Below are 25,144 nucleotides of genomic sequence, written 5' to 3' on the forward strand. Positions count from 1 at the left end.
GCGTCGCGTTCCTGTCACTTCAGCGGCCACCATGTCCATTCAGATCCCGCCAGGCGATTGCCCTTGGGCCATTCGGCAAACGCAGTGCTTCGACAGCACGACGCACCGGTTCGTACGCCGCGACGTCGAAATTGCGGGAGCGCGCATCCGGGCGGTCTTGCCGGCCGGCGCGTCGTCGCTCGCCGAGGGGCTCGATGGCGAACGCTATCTGTGTACGCCGGGCGTGGTCGGCATGGCGGCAGCCGGCGCCGCGCCGCCGCCGTTCGTGACGACGATGGGCTGGCAGTGCGCGCGCTTGCGTGATGTGCCGCCCGCGCGCGCCGGCGGGCCACGCGCAGTCGCGCTATTGAAGTTCGACGGCAGGCAACTCGAAGAGGTCAACAGCCTGCTCGAATGGTCGGGCGCGTCGGGGGGCGGCCGCTTCGACGGCGGCGGCGCTCATCCGGTCAAGGTGCTGCCGGTGCTCGCGAGCGCCAGCCTGCTGTCGGCGACGGAGCTCATGGAGGCGGCGAAATTCGCCCGCGCGATCGGCACGCGCATCGGCATCGCGCTCTGTGCCGATGCCGACGAAGCACGCGAATTTCGCAGCCGCTTCTATTGCTCGGAAAGCGCGCTGATTTCGTATTTGCTGCCGCAAGAGCCGCACGTCACGGTGTTCGGCGCGGCGCGCATCGACGCACGCGAGGCGCAGGCGTTCGCGCGCACGCTCTGCGCGGTCGCGCTGGGCGTGCCGGACGCCGAGCACCTGGGCCGCCGCTGGCGTCAGCATGCGCCGCTGTTCACGCAGCGCCGCGCCGCGCTGTTCGCGGGCGCGAACGGCATCAACGGCACGAACGGCGCGAACGGCACCAACGGCACCAACGGCACCAACGGCACCAACGGCACCAACGGCACCAACGGCACCAACGGGCGGCTGGCGCCGAACGCGGGCGCGGGGCAGCCCGACTACTACACGGACGCGCTGACGCGCCATGCCGCCGCCGCGCTCGGTCTGCCCGACGTGGGCACGCTCGCGCCGGGCATGCGCGCGGACCTGTGTCTGTTCGAGCGCGACGGCGCGGACGAACGCGGCGGCAGCGCGACTTTTCTCTCGCTGCTCGCGAGCCGCGCGCCGGCAGCCACGCTGGTTGACGGGCGACGCATGCATGACGAGGCGCGCGCAAGTCCGGTACGCGCCCCGGTTCTCGCGGCATGCGCGTGAGCGCGCCCGCTTCGCTGGTTTATCGACGGTTCGTCGGGTTGTCGACGTAGAAGAAACGTAGGCGAGTTCACCTGTTCTCACACACTTGAGGAGCATCTCCAAATGTCAATCCATGCCACGCGGCAGGAATTGAGCGACCGGTTTGCCGCGTTGCTCAAGCAGGACAACGCGGCGCTGTCGGTGCTGCAATTGCTGAGCGAAAGCACACAGCGCGCGGACACGCACGGCCAGGATCACTGGTCCGGTCCGTTCGCGGCGCTCGCGGAAGATTTTGCGAGTCTCAGAGGGCAGGAACCGGGCGAGGCGCGTCGCACGCGCTCGGTCAGCATCTGGGAGGAGGAAGAGGGCACCGGCGAGTTCGTTCGCGCTCGCAAGCACATCGACCTGTGGCGCTTTTGCGCGGACGTGGAGCGCATCGGCAGAAAAGGTGCGAAAAAACGCATCGTGCTGCTGGGCGAGTCGGTTGCGCGCGGCTTCTTTTTCGACCCCGTGTACAGCCCGGCCAAGGTGCTGCGCGAACAGATCACGGCTGGCGCCGAGGCGGTCGAGGTCGTCGATCTCGCGCAGAGCAATTGCGATCCGTGGTGGCTCTCGCGTATCGCGGCTTCGGTGCATCTGCTGGAGCCGGACGCGGTCGTGGTGTTTGCCGGCAACAACTGGCGCGTGGGTGCGCTCGCCAACACGTCGACTGAATCGTTCGTCGCCGACGGCGAACTGATCGAGGAAAATCTCGGTTTCTCGAAGCTGCTGGACCGGCAGCTCGAAAGCCTCGAGCGTTTCGCGGGCCAGGTGGTCGAACAACTGACGTCCTCGCTTGCGCCACTGAATGTGCCGGTGACGTTCGTGATTCCCGAAATCAACGTGGCGGATTGGAGCAGCACGCCCGCCGGCGCGCTCGACGTGCCGCTCATGTCCCCCGACGACACGCGCGCCTGGGTTGCCGCCTGGCAGGACGCGACGGACAAGCTCGCGCACGGCGATTTCGCGGGCGCCGAGGCGGCCATCCTGATCGCGCGCGGGCTCGACGGCGGCACCTCGTCGGCGAGCCTCGACTTGCTGGCGCGCGCGCAGCGCGGTCTTCACAAGCGCAATCAGGAGATTTACCGCACGCTGCGCGAAAGCCGGGACATCATCGACGATACGCGCGTCGTTCCCGGCATCTTCGTGAACGTGGCCGAGGCGATACGGCGCCGCGCGCCGTCGTTCGGCGCGACGGTCGTCGATCTGCCGCAGATATTCGGCGATCGCTACGAGCACGAAATTCCGGGCCGCCGTCTATATCTCGACTTCTGCCATCACACGTCGGAAGGCATGCGTGTCGCGATGGCGGCGGTCGCCCAGAAACTGCTGCCGGCGCTGTTCGGCAAGGACGCGCACCTCGACGATCTCGTCGACGCGGCCTCCAAGCCCGCGCCGCAGCATGAGGCCTGGGCGCACCTGCTCGCCGGCATTCACAACGCGCACTGGGGCCAGGACGACGAGATCTGCAAGTATCACCTCGAACGCGCGAAGCAATACGACCCGTCGATCGCGACCACCGGCGTGGCGCTTGTCCACGAGGCATACCGGCACAAGACGCCGCCCGTCCTGTTGCCCGCGTTCGACCAGCTCGTGAAGAACGACATCGCCGAAGTCTGTCTGGTCGGTTATAGCCCGCTCGCACGCGGGATCATCAAGGAGCAGGCGCTGCTGGGCGCGATCGCGTCGGTGTTTCCCGAGTTCGCGGCGCAGTCGGTCGACCCCGACCTCTCGCTCGGCGAGGTCGCGCGGATCGATCTGCTGGAGTCGCATTGGGCCGAACTCACCGACCGCAACCGCTGGTATCGCCGCGCGTACTCCGCCGTCTACGGGCTCACGAGCGCGTATGCGTTTTCATGCAATGCGCCGCGCGATCTGTCCATAGAACTGACCGCGCGCATTCCGGGCGCGCGGGATGCGGGCACGATCGCGGTCGAACTCAATGGCCGGCGCGTGGGCGACGCGTTGCTCAACGACGAATGGCTCTCGCTGCGCGTGGCGGTGCCGGCCGAGATCGTGAACGATGGCGTCAACCAGTTGACCATCGCGTGGCCGAACGTGCTGCGCGAGGACATTCGGGCGCGGCTGCGCGGCGATTTCGAGTCCGGGCAGAAGGTCGACATCCGCACGCAGTTCGGCCAGATTCACGCTTTGACAGTCGCGCTCGCCGCATGACGCGAGCGACGCCCAACCGGCAGACGGAGGACGGCATGAGCGAACCGGTATGCCTGATTACGGGAGTGGGAGCGGCAACCGGCGCGTCGATCGCGCGCCGGTTTGCCCGTGCGGGCTACCGCATCGCGATGCTGGCGCGCAATGGCGAGCGGCTGCGGCGCCTCGAGCACGAGATTGCGCACAGCGCGGCCTTCGTCTGCGATGTGGCGGATCTCGACGCGCTGGCGCGCACGCTCGAGGCGGTGCGCGAGACGCTCGGCAAGCCGTCGGTCGTTGTGCACAATGCGGTCTCGGAAACGTTCGCCACGTTTCTCGACGGCGACCCGGCAGCGCTCGAGCGCAACTTTCGCGTGAACACGACCGCGCTGCTGCATCTGGCGCGCGCGTGCGCGCCGGACATGGTGCTGGCGGGCGGCGGCGCGATCGTCGTGACGGGCAATACGGCGGCGCTGCGCGGCAAGCCGAACTACGCGCTGTTCGCGCCCAGCAAGGCCGCGCAGCGCGTGCTCGCCGAAGCGCTCGCACGCGAACTCGGACCGAAGCGGGTGCATGTGGGTTACCTGATGATCGACGCGGTAATCGACGCGGCGTGGCTCGGCGAAGACGGGCGCGTGCGGCCCGCATGGGGTGAGCCGCCGCCGGACTGGGCCTTTTCGCGCGACGAATATTTCGCGCATCCCGACGCCATTGCGGACGAGGTGTTTCATATCGCGCATCAGCATCCGTCCGCATGGTCCTTCGACTATACGATTCGACCGTTCGCGGAGAAGTGGTGAGCAGCGGGAGCATGGGGAGACGCGAGCCTGGCTGCGCAAGGACGGCGGCGAACTCGAGATTGCACCGGGCGACATTCGGGCGCGGATTCGGAAGAAGGGCTTCTGAGCGTGTTGCCGAAAAACCGGTCATGGCAGCGTGGCGCGATGTTACCGGAACCTGTCAATTGCGCCACTGGTCGATCGTGCATGGGAACGGGACAATGCGTTGCAACGATCCACGCACGAGGAGCTTTACATGTCCGCTGTCTCATCCATTCCCTTTGCCGATAGCGCCGCGGCGCTCGTCCACTTCAGCGCGTCGCTGACATTCGAAACCGATTGCGCCGACGTCCACGCGGCACTCGTGGCCGACGACCCGCGTTCGGTCGATTTCGTGCTGCTCGACGTGCGCAGTCCCGCGCATTTCTCGCGCGGACATGTGCCAGGCGCAGTGAATCTGCCGCACGGCAAGATCGTGGCGTCGAAGCTTGCCGGATATCCGCCCGATACGCTCTTCGTCACCTATTGCGCGGGCCCTCACTGCAATGGAGCAACGCGCGCCGCAATCCGGCTCGCCCAGCTCGGCCGCCCGGTCAAGATCATGATCGGCGGCATGACAGGCTGGCTCGACGAGGGGTTTGCTGTCACGGGAACCTGATCACGTCGCGCGCGGCTTATTACCTCGGGTCTTTTATCGTGAGCGGGAAACAGCGGTGTCTCCATCCGGTGCGCTGGATAACTGGCGCAATCGCCGATCTCCGGTAACATCGCGCCATGCACAATCATCTCGTCGTCGCGCTGGCTTACGACCGGCTTTGCACATTCGAATTCGGCTGCGTGACCGAGCTGTTCGCGCTCGAGCGCCCCGAGCTCGGCGTCGACTGGTATCGCTTCGCGGCATGCGCGAGCGAACCTGGCCCGATTCGCGCGGCGGGCGGCATTACCATCGCCGCGCCGTACACGCTCAGGTTGCTGGATCGCGCCGACACGATCGTCATTCCGGGCTGGCGCGATGCGGACGAAGTGCCGCCCGAACCGCTCCTCAAGAAGATTCGCGCCGCGTATCGACGCGGCGCGCGCCTCTGCTCGATCTGCTCCGGCGTGTTCGTGCTGGCGGCCGCGGGCGTGCTCGATGGCAAGACCGTCACGACACACTGGCGCTACGCTGAACGATTGCAGCAGCGCTATCCGCAACTGCGTGTGCAGCCGGACGCGCTCTATGTCGACGAAGGGCAAATCATCACGTCGGCGGGATCGGCGGCCGGACTCGACATGCTGCTGCATCTGGTGCGGCGCGATCACGGCAGCGCGGTGGCGAACCGGGTCGCGCAGCGGCTCGTGGTGCCGCCGCATCGCGAGGGCGGCCAGGCGCAGTTCGTGCCGCGGCCGATGCCGCAAGACGAAAGCGGACGTCTCGCCAAACTGATGGACTGGGTGCGCAGTCATCCCGCCTTGCCGCATACACTGCGCTCGCTGGCAGAACGGGCCGCGATGAGCCCGCGTACATTGCAACGGCAGTTTCGCGACGCCACCGGCATGGCGCCGTACGAATGGCTGCTGCGCGAGCGCGTGGCGATGGCCCGCGAACTGCTCGAAGCACCGGCCCCGTTGGCGATGTCGCGTGTGGCCGAACTCGCCGGCTTCGGTTCCGAGGAATCGCTGCGGCGGCATTTCCGGCGCATCGCGCTGACGAGCCCCGGTGCATATCGCAAGAAGTTCGGCGTGCAGGAGCCGGCGTAGAAACGCATCGGCGCAAACGCGGGCGGCAGGCGCGCGCCGCCGTTTTATAAACACGACGACAAGCGCCTGCGCGAATCGCGGCTCAACGCGCCCGAAACGCTCGACACGCTCGCGCATGGTCCGGTGAGGCTATGCGGTTTCGGCTGCAACGCGAGCGCCAACGGGCGTTACTATCGGATGACTATCGGACGACCGGTTCCTGAGCGCCGACACGCCGCCTTTTTTTGGGGAAACAACTTATGCCAGATGTCGCGCAGATCATCTCCGCCTTCAATGCCGGCCGCGATCCCGAACGACTCGCGATGAAATACAAAGCCATGCGCGGCTCGCCGTTCGTGTTTCTGCGTGGCACCTGTCATCTGTTTTACGAACGCCTGCCGCGCGACAAGGTGCTCGACGACGCGCCGCCGGTTTGGATTTGCGGCGACATGCATCTGGAAAATTTCGGCAGTTACAAGGCCGACAACCGCCTGATCTATTTCGACAACAACGATTTCGACGAAGCCTGCCTGGCGCCGTGTTCTTACGAACTGGTGCGACTGTTGACGAGCGTGCTGGTCGGCGTAAGCGCTCTGAAGCTGAGCCGCGCGCAGGCGCTCGCGCTTTGCCACACCGCGGTGGATGCTTACGGCGCGGCGCTCGCCTTCGGCAAAGCGCGCTGGATCGAAACCGAAACCGCGGTCGGCATGGTGCGCGATCTGTTCGACGGGCTGGCAAGCCGCACGCGCATCGCGCATCTGGACCGGCGCACCACGCTCAAAAGCAAAGCCCGCATGCTGAAAGTGGACGGCAAGAAAGCGCTGCCGGTGAGCGACGAGCGGCGCGCCGCCGTCACCGGGTTCATGAACCGGTTCGCGGCGAGCGAGCTCAATCCCGACTTCTATCGCATTCTCGACGTGGCGCGGCGAATCGCGGGTACGGGAAGCCTCGGCGTGGATCGCTACGTGATTCTCGTCGAGGGCAAGGGCTCGCCGGACGGCAACTATCTGATCGATCTGAAGGAGGCGCTGCCTTCCTCGGTGGCGCCGCACGTGGGCACGCCGCAGCCGAAGTGGCGGAGCGAGGCGGAACGCGTCGTGGACATTCAGCGGCGCAATCAGGCGGTTTCGCAGGCGTTCCTGCACGCGGTGGACTTCAATCAGCGATCGTATGTGTTGCGCAGCCTGCAACCGTCCGAGGACCGCGTTGCCTTGAGCGACTGGGACGGCAAGTTGTCCAGGCTGGAGGCGGTGATCAACAGCATGGCCGAACTGAGCGCGTGGGCGCATCTGCGCAGCGGCGGCCGGCAGAAGTCGTCGATCGCCGATGACCTGATCGCCTTCGGCAATCGCCGGGACTGGCAAGCGCCGCTGATCGAACTTGCGACGCAATGCGCGGCGCAGGTGGCCGCCGACTGGAAAACGTATAGCGAAGCCTACGATCGCGGCGTTTTCGACTTGCCGGTAAAGGCCTGAACTTCATCAGCAACGCTGTTCGCCTGACGCGGCGCGCGGCCTTTCGACTGGGCGGCGAATCACGTTCCGCTCGCGCATTCGCGCGTCGTCGAAGCCTCTCGCAATGCACGGCGCATCCCGGCGCCGCGCATGCCAGCATCGCTCCAGACATACCCTGATTGCTGCGTGGAATCCGCCGCTGCTATCGTTCGCTGGTCCTTGTGGAAGCGCTTCCACTCCTATCAGGAGGATCCGTGGATAACGACGCATTCGCTGTATCCGACGCACGCTCCCCTCAATCTCTCGCCGATCCCTTTACGCCGCCTGCGGACTCGTCGCTATGGCGCAAGAATTTTCTGCTCGGCGCCGCCACCGCGTCGTATCAGATCGAGGGCGCGGTGAACGAGGACGGCCGCTTGCCATCCATCTGGGACACGTTTTCGGCCACGCCCGGCAAGGTGCTCGCGGGCGATACCGGCGCCGTGGCCTGCGATCACTATCATCGCTGGGAAGCGGATGTCGACCTGCTGGCGAGCCTGGGCCTCGAAGCTTATCGGCTCTCGATTGCCTGGCCGCGCGTGATGGACGCGGCAGGCGCGCCGAACCGCAAGGGACTCGACTTCTACAAACGCCTGCTCGGGCGCTTGAAAGAGAAGGGCATCAAGACCTTCGTCACGCTGTATCACTGGGACTTGCCGCAGCATCTGGAAGATCGCGGCGGCTGGCTCAATCGCGATACCGCCTACCGTTTCGCCGATTACGCCAACCTGATGAGCCGCGAACTCGCCGGCACGGTCGACGCGTGGGCAACGCTCAACGAGCCGTGGTGCTCGGCCTATCTCGGCTACGGCAACGGCCACCACGCGCCGGGTCTCGCGAACCCGCGCTTCGCGACCCAGGCGATGCATCATCTGCTGCTTGCGCACGGTCTTGCGATACCTGTGCTGCGCGTCAACGATCCGGCCTCGCAAAAGGGCATTGTCGCGAACATCGGACGAGGCACGGCCAACAGCGAGCGCGCCGCCGATCAGCGCGCCGCGCATCTGTTCGAAGTGCAGCACAACGCCTGGATTCTCGATCCGCTGCTCAAGGGCGCGTATCCGCAAGACCTGTTCGAGTTGTGGCCGGGCACCGAGCCGCTGGTGCTGGACCGCGACATGCGGACCATCGCCGCGCCGCTGGATTTTCTCGGCATCAACTATTACTTCCGCACCAATGTCGCGAGCGACGGCGCGCATGGGTTCAAGGAGGTGCCGCTCGAAGGCGTCGAGCGCACGCAGATGGGCTGGGAGGTGTATCCCGACGGCTTGCGCGATCTGCTGACCGGTTTCAGGCGCACGTATCGGAATCTGCCGCCGATCTACATCACCGAAAACGGCATGGCCTCGGACGACAAGGTGATCGACGGCCGCGTCGATGACACGCAGCGCGTCTCGTTCCTCAAGCGCCATCTCGCCGCGGTCGATGAAGCGATCAAGGCCGGCGTGGACATTCGCGGCTATTTTCTGTGGTCGCTGATGGACAACTTCGAATGGGCGTTCGGATACGAGCGGCGCTTCGGTATCGTGCACGTCGATTACGCCACGCAGAAACGCACCGTTAAACGTAGCGCCGAGCTGGTGTCCAGGTTCCTGAAGGAGCGAGCGCACGTCAACAACGCGGGCCTATAAAACGCGTCTATAAAGCGGATGAAGCCGGTCCGCATATCGACCCGAAACAGGGCGTCGAGCCAGGAGAAGACGGAATGAACAGCAGAAAAATGGCCGTGGCGAATGTAGTGGCGGCGCTGGCGTTATATGGCGTGGCCGCGCACGCGGAGCCCCTGAAAGCCAACGTGATTCACTGGTGGACCTCGGGCGGCGAGTCCGCCGCGATCCGCCAGTTCGCCGATGCGTACAACAGGGCCGGCGGCCAATGGGTCGACAACGCGGTGGCCGGCGCCGACCAGGCGCGCTCCACCGCGATCAACCGGATCGTCGGCGGCGATCCGCCCACGGCCGCGCAGTTCAACACGTCGAAGCAGTTTCACGACCTGATCGATCAGGGCCTGCTGAACAATGTCGACGACGTCGCCGCGAAAGAGAACTGGAACGGCGTGTTCCCGCAGTCGATCATCGACAGCATCAAGGTGAAGGGCCATTACTATGCGGCGCCCGTCGACATTCACATGCCCGCGTGGTTCTTCTATTCGAAGCCGGTGTTCCAGAAGGCCGGCATTACCGCCGAGCCGAAGAGCTTCGATGAATTCATCGCCAATCTGGGCAAGCTGAAAGCCGCGGGCGTGATCCCGCTCGCCTTCGGCGGCCAGCCGTGGCAGGAAAAAATCACCTTCGACGCGGTGCTGGCCGACGTGGGCGGTCCCGATCTCTATCTGAAGGTGTACCGCGATCACGACATGAACGCGGTGAAGTCCGATGCGTTCAGGAAGGTGCTCGCTTCCTTCAAGCGCCTGCATGATTTCGTCGATCCAGGCTCGCCGGGGCGTAACTGGAACGATGCGACCGCGCTCGTGATTTCCGGCAAGGCGGGCGTGCAGATCATGGGCGACTGGGCCAAGGGCGAATTCTCGGCTGCGAAGCAAAGCGCCGGAAAAGACTTCGGCTGCTTCCCCGGCTTCGGTCCGCATTCGCCGTATCTGGTCGCGGGCGACGTCTTCGTGTTCCCGAAAACGGACAACGCCAGCGCGATCAAGGCGCAGAACCTGCTCGCGACGGTCATGACCTCGCCGTCCGCGCAAGTCGCATTCAGCGCGAGGAAAGGCTCCATTCCGATTCGTCCCGACGCGGATGCGAGCAGTCTCGACATCTGCGCGAAGGAGGGCATGGCGATCATGAAGGACAAGTCGCGTCAGTTGCCGAATCCCGAGATGCTGCTGTCGCCCGACATGCAGGGCGCGTTGATCGACGTCGTCACGAACTTCTGGAACAAGAACCAGTCGGTCGACGATGCACAAAAAGCGTTTGCCAATGCGCTGAAGAGCTAGGTGCTCGCGATGCACGCGCTCAAGCTGCAAACCGCCGGTTCGAAGCATCGGGCCAAGCCGCGCACGAAACCGCTGAAAAAGCGTTGGCCGATCGCGGCGTGGCTTGCGTTGCTGCCGATGGTGGCGACCGTCGTGTTCGCCTATCTCGGCACGATGATCTGGACCGCGCGCGTGTCGCTCAGCAATTCGCGCACCTTTCCATCCGGCGACTTCGCGGGCTTCACGCAATACGTGCGGCTCTTCAACAACGACCGCTGGCTGCTGTCGCTGCAAAACATCGTGATCTACGGCGCGTGCTTCATCGTCGCGTGCATGGTGATCGGTTTGCTGCTGGCGATTTTCATCGATCAGCGGGTGGTCGGCGAGGGCGCGTTGCGCACGGTGTTTCTGTATCCGTATGCGATGTCGTTCGTGGCGACGGGCCTCGTCTGGCAATGGATTCTGAATCCGCAGCTCGGCGCGCAGGCCGTGTTGCACACGCTCGGCTTCGCGCATGCGCGCTTCGACTGGATCGTCGATCAGGATCGGGTGATCTATACGATCGTCATCGCCACCGTGTGGCAGGCGTCGGGTCTGGTGATGGCCTTGTTGCTCGCGGGCTTGCGCGGCATCGACGACGAACTGTGGAAAGCCGCGCGCATCGACGGCATTCCGCGTTGGCGCGTTTATGCGAGCATCGTCGTGCCGATGCTCGGCCCTTCGATCTCCACCGCTTTCGTGCTGCTGTTCGTGATGGTCGTGAAGCTTTACGACGCGGTGGTCGCGATGACGCAAGGCGGCCCCGGCACGGCGAGCGAAGTGCCGGCGAAGTTCATCATGGACTACCTGTTCGGCCGCGCCAATATCGGCCTGGCATCCGCGGCCTCGATCGTGTTGCTGACGACGGTGCTGGCGATTCTCGCGCCGTTCTTCTATGCCCGCAGCCGGGCGGCGTTGCGCAAGGAGGTGTGATGAACGCGCTCGGCTCCACGCTGAAGGGCGGCACGCAGCGTCGCCGCCGGTCGACCTTCACACCGGCGCGTCTCGGCGTCTACGCGTTTCTCTTGACGGCCGCCTTGTTCTTTCTGCTGCCGCTTTACGTGATGCTCGTCACGTCGGTCAAACCGATGAGCGAGATCCGTCTCGGCAATCTTCTGGCTCTCCCCGCGCATTTCACGCTCGACGCATGGGGCGCCGCATGGCAATCCGCGTGCACGGGCCTCGATTGCAACGGCATTCAGGTCGGCTTCTGGAACTCGGTGCGTATCGTCGTGCCGAGCACGGTGCTCTCGATCGCGATCGGCGCGGTGAACGGCTATGCGCTGTCGTTCTGGCGGCCGCGCGGCGCGGGCCTGCTGTTCGGCGTGCTGCTGATGGGCGCGTTCATTCCGGTGCAGGTGATGGTGTATCCGCTCGTGCGCGTGCTGGCGAGCGTGCATCTGTTCAGTTCGCTGCCGGGCATCGTCGTGATTCACACGATCTTCGGCATGCCGGTGATGACGCTGCTGTTTCGCAACTACTACGCGTCGATTCCGCAGGAGCTGTTCAAGGCGGCGCGCGTGGACGGCGGCGGTTTCTGGCGCATCTTCGTGCAACTGATGCTGCCCATGTCCACGCCGATCATCGTCGTCGCGATCATCATGCAGGTGACCGGCATCTGGAACGACTTCATTCTGGGCCTCGTATTCGCCGGCACGAAAAACCTGCCGATGACCGTGCAACTGAACAACATCATCAACACGACGACCGGCGAGCGGCTCTATAACGTGAACATGGCGGCGACGATTCTGACTTCGATGGTGCCGCTCGCGGTCTACTTCATTTCAGGCCGCTGGTTCGTGCGCGGCATTGCGTCCGGCGCGGTCAAGGGATAAGACGATGACGAACCTGGCAAATATGACGGCGGTGGCCGAGGCGGCGGGCGTGGCGAACGCCCCTGAGGTCGCGGACGCGGCGGGCCTGACGCATCCGGCCAACGTGGCGGTGCGCAATCTGACGATCCGGTTGGGCGCGAATACCGTGATCGAGAATCTCGACCTCGACGTGCGCGCGGGCGAGTTCGTCGTGCTGCTCGGACCGTCGGGCTGCGGCAAGTCCACCTTGCTGCACAGCATTGCCGGCTTGATCGACGTGACGGACGGCAGCATCGAGATCGCCGGCGAGGACATGACGTGGGCCGATCCGAAAGACCGCCGCATCGCACTGGTGTTTCAGTCGTACGCGTTGTATCCGACCATGAGCGTGGAGCGCAACCTGTCGTTCGCGTTGCGCATCAACGGCACGCCGAAAGCGGAAATCGCGCGGCGCGTGGCGCGCGCTTCCGAGATGCTGCAACTCGGGCCGCTGCTCAAGCGCAAACCCGCGCAGCTCTCGGGCGGGCAGCGGCAGCGCGTGGCGATCGGGCGGGCGATCGTGCGTGAGGCCGACGTATTCCTGTTCGACGAACCGCTGTCGAATCTCGACGCCAAGCTGCGCACCGAACTGCGCCGCGAACTCAAGCAACTGCATCAGCGCCTCGGCGCGACGATGATCTACGTGACCCACGATCAGGTCGAAGCGATGACGCTCGCCACGCGCATGGCGGTGATGCGCGGCGGCGTGATCCAGCAGTTCGGCACGCCGGCCGAGGTCTACGCGCGGCCCGACAATCTGTTCGTCGCGACCTTCCTGGGATCGCCGGCGATGAACCTGCTCAAGGGCACGCTGGAGTCGCGCGACGGCGCGCCGCATTTCCGCACCGCGCATTTACGGCTCGACGTGTCGGCGTATCCGTTCAAAAGTGCGCCGGCGGATTCGCTGCCGTGCGTGCTCGGCGTGCGCGCCGAGGACGTGCGGGTGCGGATGGGCGAGGCCGCGAGCGAGCGCGCAAAAGTTTCGCTCGTGGAGCCGATGGGCAACCACCGCGTGATTTGGCTCGACTATCATGGAGCGCAGATTGCGTCGATCGACCAGACCAAAACGCCGGTTGCGGTCGGCGACACCGCGGCGTTTTCATTCGACGGCGCGCATGTTTCGCTGTTCGACGAAGCGGACGGCACCCGCCTGTAGCGCCGGCGCGCGGCGCGCTGAACGCCACATCGAAAACCACCTCGCTCGACGGAGAACCGCGTGGCAACACTCAAGGATGTCGCGGCACTGGCCGGCGTGGGCATGTCGACCGCCTCGCGCGCCATTTCCGGCAAGGGGCCCGTCTCGGCCGACGCCGCCGCGCGCGTGCAGGCGGCGATCGAAGCGCTGAACTTCCGTCCGTCGTCGATCGGCCGCGCGATGGCGGCGCAATCGCTCGGCATGATCGGCATTTTCGTGCCGACGTTCTTCGGCTCCTACTACGGCACGATCCTCAAGCAGACGGATACCGAACTGCGCGCGGTGCACCGTCACGTGGTGGTGGCGACCGGCTGCGGAGATGTGTCGCCGCGCGAACAGGCCATCGAGGCGGTGCGTTTTCTGATTGGCCGCGATTGCGACGGCGTGGTGGTGATCAGCCACGATCTGCACGACGAGGACCTGATCATGCTGCACCGGATGCATCCGAAAATGGTGTTCCTGAACCGCGCGTTCGATCAATTGCCGGAGGCGTCGTTCTGCGCCGACCACCGGCGCGGCGGCGAACTGGCGGCGCGCACGCTGCTCGATCACGGGCATCGGGACATCGCGGTGATTTCGGGGCCTTTCACCGCGTCGGACAACCTGATCCGGCTCGAAGGCTTCTTCGCCGAACTGGCGCGGGCGGGCATCGCGCGCGACGACGTCACGCTGATCGAATCGGACTTCTCGCCGGAAGGCGGCTACGCCGCCGCCATCAGGCTGCTCGATTCGAAGCGGCGTTTCACCGGCCTGTTCTGCGCGAACGACACGATGGCGGTGAGCGTGCTCGCGCGCTTTCATCAGGTCGGCATTTCGGTGCCGGACGAAGTCTCGGTGATCGGCTATGACGACGATTACTCGGCGGCCTACGCCGCGCCGGGACTCACCTCGGTGCGGATTCCGACGGCGGAATTGACCCAGAACGCGGTGCGCTGGCTCGTCAATCAATGCTACCGAACCACGTGGGAGATATTCCGCGAGTTTCCGGTGAGCGTGACGATGCGCGAATCGGTGGGGCCGGCGCCGGGCGTTATGGGTTCTTCCGGCTGCGGCAAGGTGACTAGCCGCGATAACGCGTCGTAGCCCCGATTCGGCGCGACGTTGATGCCGCGTTCATACGGCATTCAGGCGGCGTTTACATGCCGCCGCGCGAACGGCTCATGTGCCGCTGCGCAGCGACTGTTCGTAGCGCAGGCGCGCTTCTTCGTCGAGCCGCGTATCTTCGAGCTCTTGCAGCACGGCTTCGAGGTCGATCGGCGTGGTGTCCAGTTCGACGCGGCCGGTCAGCTTCGCGTCGACATGCAGCGCGCCGGCTTCGAACAGCGCCCAGATTTCCTTGCCGTAGCTGGCGTCGAGCAACGCCGGCGCAAAGCGGCCGAAATAGGTGGCGAGGTTGTTCACGTCGCGCTCCAGCATGGCCGGCGCCTCGAGATTACCGGCGGCATCCACGGCTTGCGGCAAGTCGATGATTACCGGGCCGTCCGCGGCAAGCAGGATGTTGTATTCGGACAGGTCGCCGTGAATCACGCCGGCGCACAGCATGCGCACCACCTGATCGAGCAGCAGCGCGTGCAATTCGAGCGCGCGTTCCTCGGTCATGTCGACGTCGTTCAGACGCGGCGCGACGTTGCCGTCGGCGTCGGTCACGAGTTCCATCAGCAATACGCCGTCGGTGCAGATGAACGGCTGCGGCACGCGCACGCCGGCATTGGCGAGCTGGAACAGCGCATCCACTTCGGCGTTCTGCCAGGCCTGTTCCTGCACTTCGCGGCCGTAGCGGCTGCCTTTTTCCATCGCGCGCTGCTGACGGCTGTTCTTGACCTTGCGGCCTTCGCGATAGGACGCGGCCTGGCGGAAACTGCGCTGTTTGGCGTCTTTATAGACCTTCGCGCAGCGCGTGGAGTCGCCGCTGCGCACCACGTAGACGGTGGCTTCCTTGCCGCTCATCAATTGCGAAATGACCTCGTCGATCAGGCCCTCTTCGACGAGCGGCAGCAGGCGTTTAGGGGTTTTCATGCGGCCACCGTGAAGCGGTGGGCGGCGCGGCGGCGTATTGCGGCTGGGTGGGCGCGCGTGGGCGGCGGGAGGAGCGGGGTTCGGGTCATGCCGGATTATAAGGGAGTCTGCTGGGCTTGCCTTTAATGCTGCGCGCCGCTGTGCGCCCGGTCACCGCGATAGCCCGTCAAACCTGAAACACGTTCTCCATCCGCTGTATCTCGGGGCGGGACAGATCGAGGGCGGAGGCTTCTTGCCGCCACGTGCTGACGGCGTCTTTTACCTCCTCTATCACGCGGCTCGCTTGCGCGTGATCCAGCCGATAAAACCCGGCGGTCTCGATCACTGTTTCGAGATCCGGCAATGCGCTCATGCCGTCCAGCGTAAGTGCATGTTCGCGCTTGGCCGGGTTTGGATTCATATCGAACGCTGGCGACAGCCGCCAGCCCGACGCTTCGCGGATGAAGCCGTGATTGCGTGGATGATCGTCGCGATTTCCTGCAATGACATTGAAGGCCACTCTTTTGAAAAGCTGAGCAAGATCTTCGTCGATATGGCTTTGCGCGCCGTTGCTCGCAAGATACTCGGCGATGTCCAGATAGCTTGCATCCGAATCCCCGTCCCGACGTTCAAGCAAGGTCATGGCGGATGCGTACATGCGCCGGCTGCCCGCGCTGCGATCGAACCGTTCGACGCAGAAGGTGCCATAACGTGCGCCGACATACTTGAGTTCGGATGCAGGCACCTCGATACCCGCTTTCCTTGCCAGGCGATGAACGATGTACTCCCACGCGCCGATGTCGTAGCGATCGTCTTTCGCGGGGAATTTCGCGATCCAGAGAGCGTCGCCGAGACTGCTGAAGTTGGCCTTGGGACGAGCGCCGCCGAGCGATGTGCCAGGGGCGATCAGCATCGCAAGCCATTGATCGTATTCCGGCAGTTTTTCGACACCGGCTTCTTCGATACGCAGGCTGACATAGGCCAGGGTCGCAAGATCGGTGACGGGTGGAGCGGCATTGGCGCTGTTGTCGAGAAAATTGCCGTCCATGTCCTGGAAGCGCAGCGCACCGACGCGTGTCAGATCGTGCACGCCAAGCAGGAAATCGATCTCCCGCAGATTACGCATTGGCCGGTTTTCGCGATCGGCTGCGCCAGCCTCGCGGCGCTCCATGAGGACACGGCCCCAACGATCCGGCGCTGAGTCCATGAAAACGCCGAATGCCGCGGACTTGGCGGGCGGGTATTGCTCGTCGGTCCACAACTCGAGACGCGGATCGAGCATGAACGCATGGCGGCTCTCTACCCAGTTCTTCGTATAAGCAAACGATACGGGCAAATCGCTGCGCGCAGCCTGGCGATACAACGTGCCGACGTGTTGAAGGTTGCCCAGTTCGGCCGTGTCGAGAAACACATGGTACGTGTCACGGGGCTTATTGCTGGCCATCGGACTTCTTGGAAGTTTTCGGGGTTGCTGGACGCTCCGCCTTGATCTGGACGGCGCCGGGCGCTTTGGGGCGCGGCTTTCGCTGACCCGGCAGCTTGAGATCCTGGAGCTTGCGACCAAGTTCGTCGTCGCGGGCGACGGCATCCATGTCCTTGTCGAGGCCCAACACGCGAAGCGCTCTCATATAGGTGCCGAGCGCGATATTCGGATCGCCTTTCTCAAGGCGGTTCAGCGTATCGCGTGAGATGCCCAGCCGTTCGGCGAACAGTGCCGTTGGGAGTTCACGCCGCAGACGTGCGAGCTTGAGCCGTTCGCCGAGCGAATGGATTTGCCTTTCGACTGACGGAAAGGGGCGCGGAAAGGTGCGAGGCATGTCCGATATATTAGGCAAACACTCATATTTTGTCAAAAATATCGGACATCCAGCGTCGACGAGAGCGGTCGGGGTCTATAAGGAGAGAAGTGACGACGTCCGATATTTCAGACAAAACCCGTCTCTTCGTCAGGAATATTGGACGCCGGACCACGGCAAGTACCGCCCCCAAGATTCCTTACTGGCGTAATAACTGGCAACACTGCATTGCGTTTTCCTCCCTTTAATTTGCTGGCCGATCGCCTAGACTTGCCGGTAACAAAACGTTACTGCTACGGGGTGTGAGATGTTGACCGTGTTTATCATCGCCTGTCCAATCTGTATCGCCGCGCTGTTCGGGTTCGCGCGGCATGTGGATCCGCTGACGGGGCAGTTCAGGCGTTGAACCCGCGAAGTCCGACGCTACCCGGACCTTGCCTTTAAGTGCCGAGTCACGGCACGATGCGCGATAACCTAAGTACGGGGCAGCATCGCGCATGCGAGATTTTCTGGGGTATATCAACGCCCGCGTCGGCGTGTTGAAAGGTGTGCTTCCGTTGAGCCGCGCCGGCGCCGCCCGCGACGCGCTAGCCGGTGTGCAGCTTGCGTCGATGGATATTCCGCAAGTGCTCGGCTACGCGCGCATCGCCGGCATGCCGGCCGTCGCGGGTCTTTACACCGTCTTTCTGCCGCTTGTGGCGTTTGCGTTTTTCGGCGCATCGCGGCATCTCGTCGTGGCCGCCGATTCGGCCACCGCCACCATTTTCGCGAGCCAGCTCTCCACGATGGCGCCGGCTTCGAGCGCGGAATATGCGTCGCTCGCCGCGATGGTCGCGTTGCTGACCGCCGCCTTGCTGTTCGTCGCGCGCATTTTCAAACTGGGCTTTCTCGCCGATTTCCTGTCGCGCACGGTGCTGGTCGGCTTTCTCGCCGGCGTCGGCGTGCAAGTCGGCATCGCCATGCTGGGCGATATGTCGGGCGTGCCGGGGCATGCCGCGCGCAGCGTCGATCAGCTCGCGCTGGTAGTGCGCGAGTCGACGCAAATCCATTGGCCGACGCTGGCGATTTCGCTGCTGGTGGTCGTGTCCATTCTGGCGTGCAAGCGCTTTCTGCCACGCGTGCCCGTGCCGTTGATCGCGGTCGTCGCGGGCATCGCGGCGAGCGACGTCTACGGGTTCGCCGCCCACGGCATCGCCGTGCTCGGTCCGGTAGCGGGCGGATTGCCGGGGCTGTCGATGCCGTCGGTCACATGGCAGCAGATGCTCGATCTCTTCCCGGTCGCGGCGTCCTGCTTCGTGATGATCGTCGCGCAAAGCGCCGCTGCGAGCCGCGTGTTCGCCGAGCGGTATCACGAGCCCGTGAATGTCAATGCCGACTTGCTGGGCATCGCCGCGGCCAACGCGGCGGCGGCGTTGTCGGGCGCGTTCGTGGTCAACGGCAGTCCCACGCAGACCGCGATGGCCGATCGCGCCGGCACGCGCAGCCAGGTCGCGCAACTCGTGTTCGCGGCGGTGGTGGTGCTCGTGCTGCTGTTTTTCAGCCGCTTTTTGCAGTATCTGCCGCACTGCATTCTCGCCAGCATCGTGTTGACGATCGCCATCGGCCTGATCGATCTCAAGACGCTGTTTGCGATTCGCCGCGAAAGTCCCGGCGAATTCGCGCTCGCCGTGTTCACGGCGGCGGCCGTGGTGCTGATCGGCGTCGAGCACGGCATTCTCGTGGCGGTGGCGCTATCGCTGCTGCGTCACGTGCGGCACAGCTACCGGCCGCACACCATGATCCTCGCCCCCGGCCAGGACGGCGTGTGGATTCCGGTGCCCGCCGTGCCCGGTATCGAGACCGCGCCGGGGTTGATCGTCTATCGCTTCGGCGCCGATCTGTTCTACGCGAACGATCACTTTTTCGTCGACGATACCCGTCGCCTGATCGCCGATGCGCCGAGCCCCGTGCGCTGGTTCGTGATCGACGCGAGCGCGATTACCGATGTCGATTATTCAGCGGCGCGCTCGGTGGGCGAATTGTGCGAGAGCTTGAAACACGGCGGCATCGGCGTGATTTTCGCGCGCGTGAACCGTTATTTGCGCTCGGATATGGACCGGCATGGCATCACGCCGATCGTCGGCGCGAGCTGTATTTTCGGCACGCTGCATGAGGCGCTGCGCTCGGCGGGCGTGGAGGAGCCGCACAAGCACGTGAAAGATGCTTCGTAGCGGCGCGGCGGTTTTGCTCGCACGCCAACGCTATTGGAAGACGTCAAGCAAGCGTTTGCGGTTGGCGAATAGCGGCTAGTTTTTCGACGTCAGCAACTTGATGCCGGCAATGCCGAACATGATCGCGAGCGACCCGTCGAGCCAGCGCCGGATCGCCACATAGACGCGCCGTGCGGACGCGGTGGAAAACAGCACGGCATAACTGCTGAACACCGATACCCCGATGCACATGCAGCCGAGCACCACAGGCGCGGTATGCGAAACGTGCGATGCGCCGTCGCCCGGCGCCATGGCCAGCGAAACGATCGACAGCCAGACGAGGATCGCTTTCGGGTTGGTGAGATGCAACAGCAGGCCGCGCAGATACAGACGCCCGAGCGGTTCATCTTGCCGGACGGTATTCGCAGGCAACGCGCCGGCGCTGAATGCCGAACGCGCGGACTTGAACCCGAGCCACAGCAGATAAAGCCCGCCGGCAATCTTGATCGCGACGAGACATTCCGAGTAGCTGGCGAGCACCGCCGACAAACCCAGCGAAGCCAGCAGCGCCCAGAAGAACGAGCCGGATACGACGCCGAGCGCGAAGGTCAGCGCGGATTTGCGGCCGGCGCTCATTGCCAGCGACATGATCGCGAGATTGCTCGGCCCCGGACTCGCCGTGCCGACGAAGTAGGCGCTATAGGCGATCAGGACGTCGGCGGTGAGGAAGGTGCTGGCGGTCATGGGACTTGATCCTTGGCGGCGGGCCGAAAAGCGCGAATGAAGGCGCATGCGCCGATTCTGCACGCCGCCATGCGAAGCTCACAGGTACAGTTGACGGCCATCGCGACAGCACAATCGAGCGTGCGCCGCGCGGCTCAGTGACCCGCCGCCGCGCCGATGCAATCGGCCAGCGCTTCCGCCACCGCCTGCCGGCTATGCCGCGGCCGCTGCACGAGACCGATTTCACGGTGAAACGTCGCGTCGCCGAGTTCGAGCGCGGCGACGTTGGCGGGCCATTTGCCGAGCCCCGCCGTATTCGGAATCAGCGCCACGCCGATGCCGCGCGCCACCAGTTGCATGATCCCCTGCAACTCATCCAGTTCGATCACGTCGTGCACGTTCAGGCGCGAGCGCCTCAGAAACCGATCGACCAGCCGGCCGCCGAACGACGTGCGGTCGTAGCGGATGAACGGCTCGCTTTTGAGCAGTTCGCGCCAGGACCGCTTGCCGCGCGCCAGCGCCTTGGGCGCGAGCAGCACGAACGGCTCGGTGACGAGCGTGCGCCATTCGAGTTCCGAGGGCAGCGCGAACGGCGGCTTGATGATGACGGCGAGATCCAGTTCGCCGGAATCCACCTGGCCCAACAAACCCAGCGACACGCCGGGCACGACGCGAATTCGCCAGCCCGGCCGGTCGACGCGAAAGCGGGCGAGGGCGTCGGCGAGAAACGACACTTGCGCGGACGCGATCGCGCCTACCCGCAGCATGCCGCTTTCCGCCGCGACCGCGCCGCGTTCGGAGAGCCGCGCGTAGAGCGTCATCATTTCCTCCGCGAGCGCGAGGGTTTCGCGGCCGGCATCGTTGAGCGTCGCGGAGCGGCCGGTGCGGTCGAACAGCGCGAAGCCGAGTTCCGCTTCGAGCCGCTGCATCTGCGCGCTCACCGCCGACTGCGTGAGGCCGATGCGCGCGCCCGCGGCGGAAAACGTGCCGTACTGGCTGACGGCGATAAAGGTTTTGAGTTCGCTGAGCATCAGTCGATCAATCGATTTTGGTGGTGGTCAGGTCAAATATATATCGTTTTTCACCATTTTTAGTCATGGTTAAACTGGCTCCCATTTCCAGTCAGCGAGTTTTTACATCATGAGCGTTGCCGAAACCGTTTTGCCGCCGTTTCATCTGGCGTTTCCTGTCCATAGCCTCGCCGCCGCGCGCGCGTTTTACGGCGAACTGCTGGGCTGCCCCGAAGGGCGCAGTTCCGAAGCGTGGGTCGACTTCAACTTCTACGGCCACCAGATCGTCGCGCACCTCGCGCCGGACGAAATCGGCCACCGTCACACCAGCAAGGTCGACGGCGATGCGGTGCCGGTCCGTCACTTCGGCGCGGTGCTGTCGATGCAGCAATGGCAGGCCGCGGCCGACAAGCTGCAACAAGCCGGCATCGACTTCATCATCGAGCCGCATGTGCGCTTCAAGGGCGAAGTCGGCGAACAGGCGACGATGTTCTTCCTCGATCCCTCGGGCAATGCGCTGGAGTTCAAGGCGTTCGCGGATATGTCGTCGCTGTTTGCGAAGTAAGCCGGCGATCGAAGCCCCGCGTGCTGGAAATGGAAAGCCGGTCGACCGTGATGGTCGGCCGGTTTTTTTGTTGCTTCGAAGCGGCATACGTCTGCACGTCTAGCCTTACGTTTACCTTGCTGACATTCCGGCCATTTTGGCGCCATGCAGGCGTTGGTGCGACCGATCTAGCATAAGCGCTGATCTCTCCCTCCATCCCTCACCAGGTATCCCCCAGGCGCGTTTCATGTGGATCGTCAACGTTGCGCTTAAGCGGCCGTACACGTTCATCGTGATGGCCATCATGATCGTGCTGGCGACGCCGTTCGTGCTGTTCACCACGCCGGTCGACGTGCTGCCGGAAATCAACATTCCGGTGGTCAGCATCATCTGGACTTACAACGGCTTGTCGGCGGAAGACATGGCCCATCGGATCGCGTCGGTCAACGAGCGTAGCTTGACCACCACGGTCAACGACATCGAACACATCGAATCGCAATCGCTCGCGGGCATCACGATCCTGAAGGTGTTTTTGCAGCCGAACGCGAACATCCAGACCGCGATCGCGCAGACCGTGGCCGTCGAACAGGCGCAACTCAAGCAGATGCCGCCGGGCGCGACGCCGCCGCTGGTGATCAGCTACTCCGCTTCCAGCATTCCGGTGATTCAACTCGGCTTGTCGAGCCCGAAGCTGTCCGAGCAGGCGCTCAACGACACCGCGCTGAATTTCCTGCGCCCGCAACTCGTGACGATTCCGGGCGCGGCCGTGCCGTATCCCTACGGCGGCAAGTCGCGCCTGATTTCAGTCGATCTCGACACGCGCGCGTTGCTCGCCAAGGGGCTGACGCCCTCCGACGTGGTGAGCGCGTTCAACGCGCAAAACCTGATTCTGCCGACCGGCACGGCGAAGATCGGGCCGAAGGAATACACGATCAACATGAACGGTTCGCCCGCCACGCTGGACGGTCTCAACGACATTCCGGTGCGCACGGTGAATGGCGCGACGACCTATCTGCGCGAAGTCGCGCACGTGCGCGACGGTTTTTCGCCGCAAACCAATGTCGTGCGGCAGGACGGCCGCCGCGGCGTGCTGATCTCGGTGCTGAAGAACGGCAACGCGTCGACGCTGTCGATCGTCGATACGCTGCATCGCTTGCTGCCGGCCGCGCGCGCGGCGCTGCCGCCCGACCTGAACATCACCGCCCTGTTCGATCAGTCGATCTTCGTGAAGGCGGCGGTGCAGGGCGTGATGCACGAGGCGCTGGTGGCCGCGGCGCTCACCGCCGCGATGATCCTGCTGTTTCTCGGCAACTGGCGCAGCACCTGCATCATCGCGATCTCGATTCCGCTGTCGATTCTGTCCTCGCTGATCGCGCTGCATGCGCTCGGGGAAACCATCAACATCATGACGCTCGGCGGCCTCGCGCTGGCGGTCGGGATTCTCGTCGACGACGCCACGGTGACGATCGAAAACATCGAACGGCATCTGCATATGGGCACGAATCTGCACGATGCGATTCTCGAAGGCGCCGGCGAAATCGCGATTCCCGCGCTCGTCTCGACGCTGTGCATCTGCATCGTGTTCGTGCCGATGTTCTTTCTGACCGGCGTCGCGCGTTACCTGTTCGTGCCGCTCGCGGAAGCCGTGGTGTTCGCGATGCTCGCCTCCTACGTTCTGTCGCGCACGCTGGTGCCGACCCTGGCGTTGCTGCTGATGGGCCACGCGCACAAGCCCGGCGCCGGCGCCGCGCCGAATCTGTTCATGCGCCTCCATCATCGGTTCGATCGCGGCTTCGAGCGCATGCGGGCCGCCTACATCGTGATTCTCAGCAGCCTGCTGGTGCGCCGCGCGCGCTTCGGCAGCCTGTTCCTCGGTTTCTGCGTGCTCTCGATGAGCCTCGTTTTCGTGCTCGGCGAAGACTTTTTTCCGAGCGTCGACGCGGGCAACATCCGCCTGCACATGCGCGCGCCGACCGGCACGCGCATCGAGGAAACCGCGCGCCTCGCGGACGAAGTCGAAAAGGTGATCCGCGAAGTCGTGCCGGCGAAACAACTCGGCACGATCCTCGACAACCTCGGCTTGCCGTATAGCGGCATCAATCTCTCGTACAGCAACGCGGGCACGATCGGCACGCTCGACGGCGAGATTCAGGTGGCTTTGAAGGCCGGCCACGAGCCGACGCAAACCTACATCGAGCGATTGCGCGCGATCCTGCCGCAGCGTTTTCCGGGCGTCGAGTTCTTCTTTCAGCCCGCCGACATCGTCACGCAGATTCTCAACTTCGGCCTGCCCGCCGCGGTGGACGTGCAGATTGCCGGCGCGGACCAGCAGGGCAACTTCGAGGTCGCGCGCAAGCTGCTGAAACAGGTGCGCATGATTCCGGGCACCGTCGACACGCACATTCAGCAGAAACTCGACGCACCGGCGCTCAATCTGCAAATGGATCGCACCCGCTTGCAGCAGCTCAATCTGAGCGCGGCGAACGTCGCGCAGAACGTGCTGATTTCGCTGTCGGGCAGTTCGCAGACTTCGCCGGGGTTCTGGTACAACAACAGCAATGGTGTCGAGTACAACGTCGCGGTGCAAACGCCGCAGTATCGGATCTCGTCCATCGACGAGTTGTTGCGCACGCCGGTGTCCGGCTCGGCGACCGGTCCGACGCAACTGCTCGGCAATCTGGTGCGGGTCTCGCCGCAGAACCAGTTCGCGATCGTCTCGCACTACAACATCAGGCCGGTGATCGACCTGTACGTGAGCGTGGACAAGCGCGATCTCGGCAGCGTCGCGGATCAGGTCGACAAGCTCGTGAACGACGCGCGCGCGCAACTGCCGCGCGGCAGTCAGATTACGGTGCGCGGCCAGGTGCAGACCATGCGCAGTTCGTTCCTCGGTCTCGGGCTCGGCGTGGCGATGGCGATCGTGCTGGTGTATCTGCTGATCGTGGTGAATTTCCAGTCGTGGGTCGATCCGCTGATCATCGTCAGCGCGTTGCCCGCGGCGCTGGCGGGCATCGTGTGGATGCTGTTTCTCACGGGCACCCATTTGAGCGTGCCCGCGCTGACCGGCGCGATCATGACGATGGGCGTCGCCACCGCCAACAGCATTCTGATGGTGTCGTTCGCGCGCCAGCGGCTCTCGGCCGGCGCGCCGCCGCTCACCGCCGCGCTCGAAGCCGGTGCAAGCCGGATCAGGCCGGTGCTGATGACCGCGTTCGCGATGATCATCGGCATGATTCCGATGGCGCTCGGTCTGGGCGAAGGCGCCGAGCAGAATGCGCCGCTCGGCCGTTCGGTGATCGGCGGCTTGCTGTTCGCCACGGTGTCCACGCTGTTTTTCGTGCCGCTGGTGTTCGCGGGCATTCATACGCGCCTCGCGCGGCGCCATCGCGGCGACGGCGCGGGCCATGAAGATAACGGCAACGACGGCGGCCCCGCGCCGGAGCACGGCGGCGCCGGCAAGCACGCGTAGCGTTTAACGACAGGCTTAACGACGGCTGAACCAGATAGCTGACTCAA

The 25,144-nt window shown here is 64.5% G+C and carries 20 protein-coding genes; 15 read left to right on the forward strand and 5 right to left on the reverse strand.

Annotated features, from left to right (window positions below; genetic code table 11):
- Positions 1–31 precede the first annotated feature (31 nt).
- The 12 genes from BUE39_RS35105 (at position 32) to BUE39_RS03950 (ending at position 14,454) form a co-directional block, all read left to right on the forward strand.
- A complete protein-coding gene (locus tag BUE39_RS35105) occupies positions 32–1,201 on the forward strand; it encodes an amidohydrolase family protein (RefSeq protein WP_073427338.1) in 1,170 nt (389 codons plus the stop codon).
- 102 nt (positions 1,202–1,303) lie between these two features.
- On the forward strand, positions 1,304–3,394 hold the full coding sequence (locus BUE39_RS03900; protein ID WP_073427339.1) for a hypothetical protein: 2,091 nt from the start codon (positions 1,304–1,306) through the stop codon (positions 3,392–3,394).
- Between the two features lie 35 nt (positions 3,395–3,429).
- Positions 3,430–4,170 (forward strand): SDR family NAD(P)-dependent oxidoreductase, encoded by a 741-nt coding sequence (locus tag BUE39_RS03905; protein WP_073427340.1) that lies wholly within the window; start codon positions 3,430–3,432, stop codon positions 4,168–4,170.
- A gap of 235 nt (positions 4,171–4,405) precedes the next feature.
- Positions 4,406–4,807 carry a rhodanese-like domain-containing protein gene (locus BUE39_RS03910; RefSeq protein ID WP_073427341.1) on the forward strand — a complete coding sequence of 134 codons (402 nt, stop codon included), beginning with the start codon at positions 4,406–4,408 and terminating at the stop codon, positions 4,805–4,807.
- A 116-nt stretch (positions 4,808–4,923) separates the two neighbouring features.
- Positions 4,924–5,889 (forward strand): transcriptional regulator FtrA, encoded by a 966-nt coding sequence (gene ftrA / locus BUE39_RS03915; protein WP_073427342.1) that lies wholly within the window; start codon positions 4,924–4,926, stop codon positions 5,887–5,889.
- A 239-nt stretch (positions 5,890–6,128) separates the two neighbouring features.
- Positions 6,129–7,343: a DUF2252 domain-containing protein gene (locus BUE39_RS03920; protein WP_073427343.1), complete on the forward strand. Its 1,215-nt coding sequence runs from the start codon at positions 6,129–6,131 to the stop codon at positions 7,341–7,343.
- Between the two features lie 233 nt (positions 7,344–7,576).
- Entirely contained in the window at positions 7,577–8,992 is a 1,416-nt protein-coding gene (locus BUE39_RS03925; RefSeq protein WP_073427344.1) for a GH1 family beta-glucosidase, read from the forward strand.
- Positions 8,993–9,066: 74 nt separating this feature from the next.
- The gene (locus BUE39_RS03930; RefSeq protein WP_073427345.1) at positions 9,067–10,305 is read left to right on the forward strand and encodes an ABC transporter substrate-binding protein; all 1,239 of its coding nucleotides are present in this window, start codon (positions 9,067–9,069) and stop codon (positions 10,303–10,305) included.
- 9 nt (positions 10,306–10,314) lie between these two features.
- Positions 10,315–11,256 (forward strand): carbohydrate ABC transporter permease, encoded by a 942-nt coding sequence (locus tag BUE39_RS03935; protein WP_073427474.1) that lies wholly within the window; start codon positions 10,315–10,317, stop codon positions 11,254–11,256.
- Positions 11,256–12,158, forward strand: coding sequence for a carbohydrate ABC transporter permease (locus BUE39_RS03940; RefSeq protein ID WP_073427346.1), 903 nt, complete (start codon positions 11,256–11,258; stop codon positions 12,156–12,158). The genes BUE39_RS03935 and BUE39_RS03940 overlap by 1 nt, the downstream gene beginning before the upstream one ends.
- 4 nt (positions 12,159–12,162) lie before the next feature.
- Positions 12,163–13,332 (forward strand): ABC transporter ATP-binding protein, encoded by a 1,170-nt coding sequence (locus tag BUE39_RS03945; protein WP_176035722.1) that lies wholly within the window; start codon positions 12,163–12,165, stop codon positions 13,330–13,332.
- A gap of 60 nt (positions 13,333–13,392) precedes the next feature.
- A complete protein-coding gene (locus BUE39_RS03950; protein ID WP_073427347.1) occupies positions 13,393–14,454 on the forward strand; it encodes a LacI family DNA-binding transcriptional regulator in 1,062 nt (353 codons plus the stop codon).
- 75 nt (positions 14,455–14,529) lie between these two features.
- Here the strand turns inward: BUE39_RS03950 and BUE39_RS03955 are convergent, their stop codons facing one another.
- The 3 genes from BUE39_RS03955 to BUE39_RS03965 form a co-directional block, all read right to left on the reverse strand.
- Positions 14,530–15,387 carry a PA4780 family RIO1-like protein kinase gene (locus BUE39_RS03955; protein ID WP_073427348.1) on the reverse strand — a complete coding sequence of 286 codons (858 nt, stop codon included), beginning with the start codon at positions 15,385–15,387 and terminating at the stop codon, positions 14,530–14,532.
- Between the two features lie 166 nt (positions 15,388–15,553).
- Complete coding sequence (locus BUE39_RS03960) at positions 15,554–16,810, reverse strand: type II toxin-antitoxin system HipA family toxin (RefSeq protein ID WP_073427349.1); 1,257 nt, start codon at positions 16,808–16,810, stop codon at positions 15,554–15,556.
- Positions 16,797–17,183, reverse strand: a complete 387-nt coding sequence (locus tag BUE39_RS03965; RefSeq protein ID WP_073427350.1) for a helix-turn-helix transcriptional regulator — start codon at positions 17,181–17,183, stop codon at positions 16,797–16,799. Before BUE39_RS03965 ends, BUE39_RS03960 begins: the two co-directional genes overlap by 14 nt.
- Positions 17,184–17,659: 476 nt before the next feature.
- On the opposite strand from BUE39_RS03965, the gene BUE39_RS03970 reads away from it, so the two are divergent.
- The gene (locus BUE39_RS03970; RefSeq protein WP_073427351.1) at positions 17,660–19,372 is read left to right on the forward strand and encodes a SulP family inorganic anion transporter; all 1,713 of its coding nucleotides are present in this window, start codon (positions 17,660–17,662) and stop codon (positions 19,370–19,372) included.
- A 75-nt stretch (positions 19,373–19,447) separates the two neighbouring features.
- Here BUE39_RS03970 and BUE39_RS03975 read toward each other — a convergent pair whose 3' ends face one another.
- A complete protein-coding gene (locus tag BUE39_RS03975) occupies positions 19,448–20,095 on the reverse strand; it encodes a LysE family translocator (protein ID WP_073427352.1) in 648 nt (215 codons plus the stop codon).
- Between the two features lie 134 nt (positions 20,096–20,229).
- Positions 20,230–21,105, reverse strand: a complete 876-nt coding sequence (locus tag BUE39_RS03980) for a LysR family transcriptional regulator (RefSeq protein WP_073427353.1) — start codon at positions 21,103–21,105, stop codon at positions 20,230–20,232.
- Between the two features lie 109 nt (positions 21,106–21,214).
- Here BUE39_RS03980 and BUE39_RS03985 point away from each other — a divergent pair, with 109 nt between their 5' ends.
- Both BUE39_RS03985 and BUE39_RS03990 read left to right on the forward strand, forming a co-directional pair.
- Positions 21,215–21,649, forward strand: coding sequence for a VOC family protein (locus BUE39_RS03985; RefSeq protein ID WP_073427354.1), 435 nt, complete (start codon positions 21,215–21,217; stop codon positions 21,647–21,649).
- A 226-nt stretch (positions 21,650–21,875) separates the two neighbouring features.
- Positions 21,876–25,097: an efflux RND transporter permease subunit gene (locus BUE39_RS03990; RefSeq protein ID WP_073427355.1), complete on the forward strand. Its 3,222-nt coding sequence runs from the start codon at positions 21,876–21,878 to the stop codon at positions 25,095–25,097.
- Positions 25,098–25,144 lie beyond the last annotated feature (47 nt).

The organism is Paraburkholderia terricola, from assembly GCF_900142195.1.
GTDB lineage: Bacteria > Pseudomonadota > Gammaproteobacteria > Burkholderiales > Burkholderiaceae > Paraburkholderia > Paraburkholderia terricola.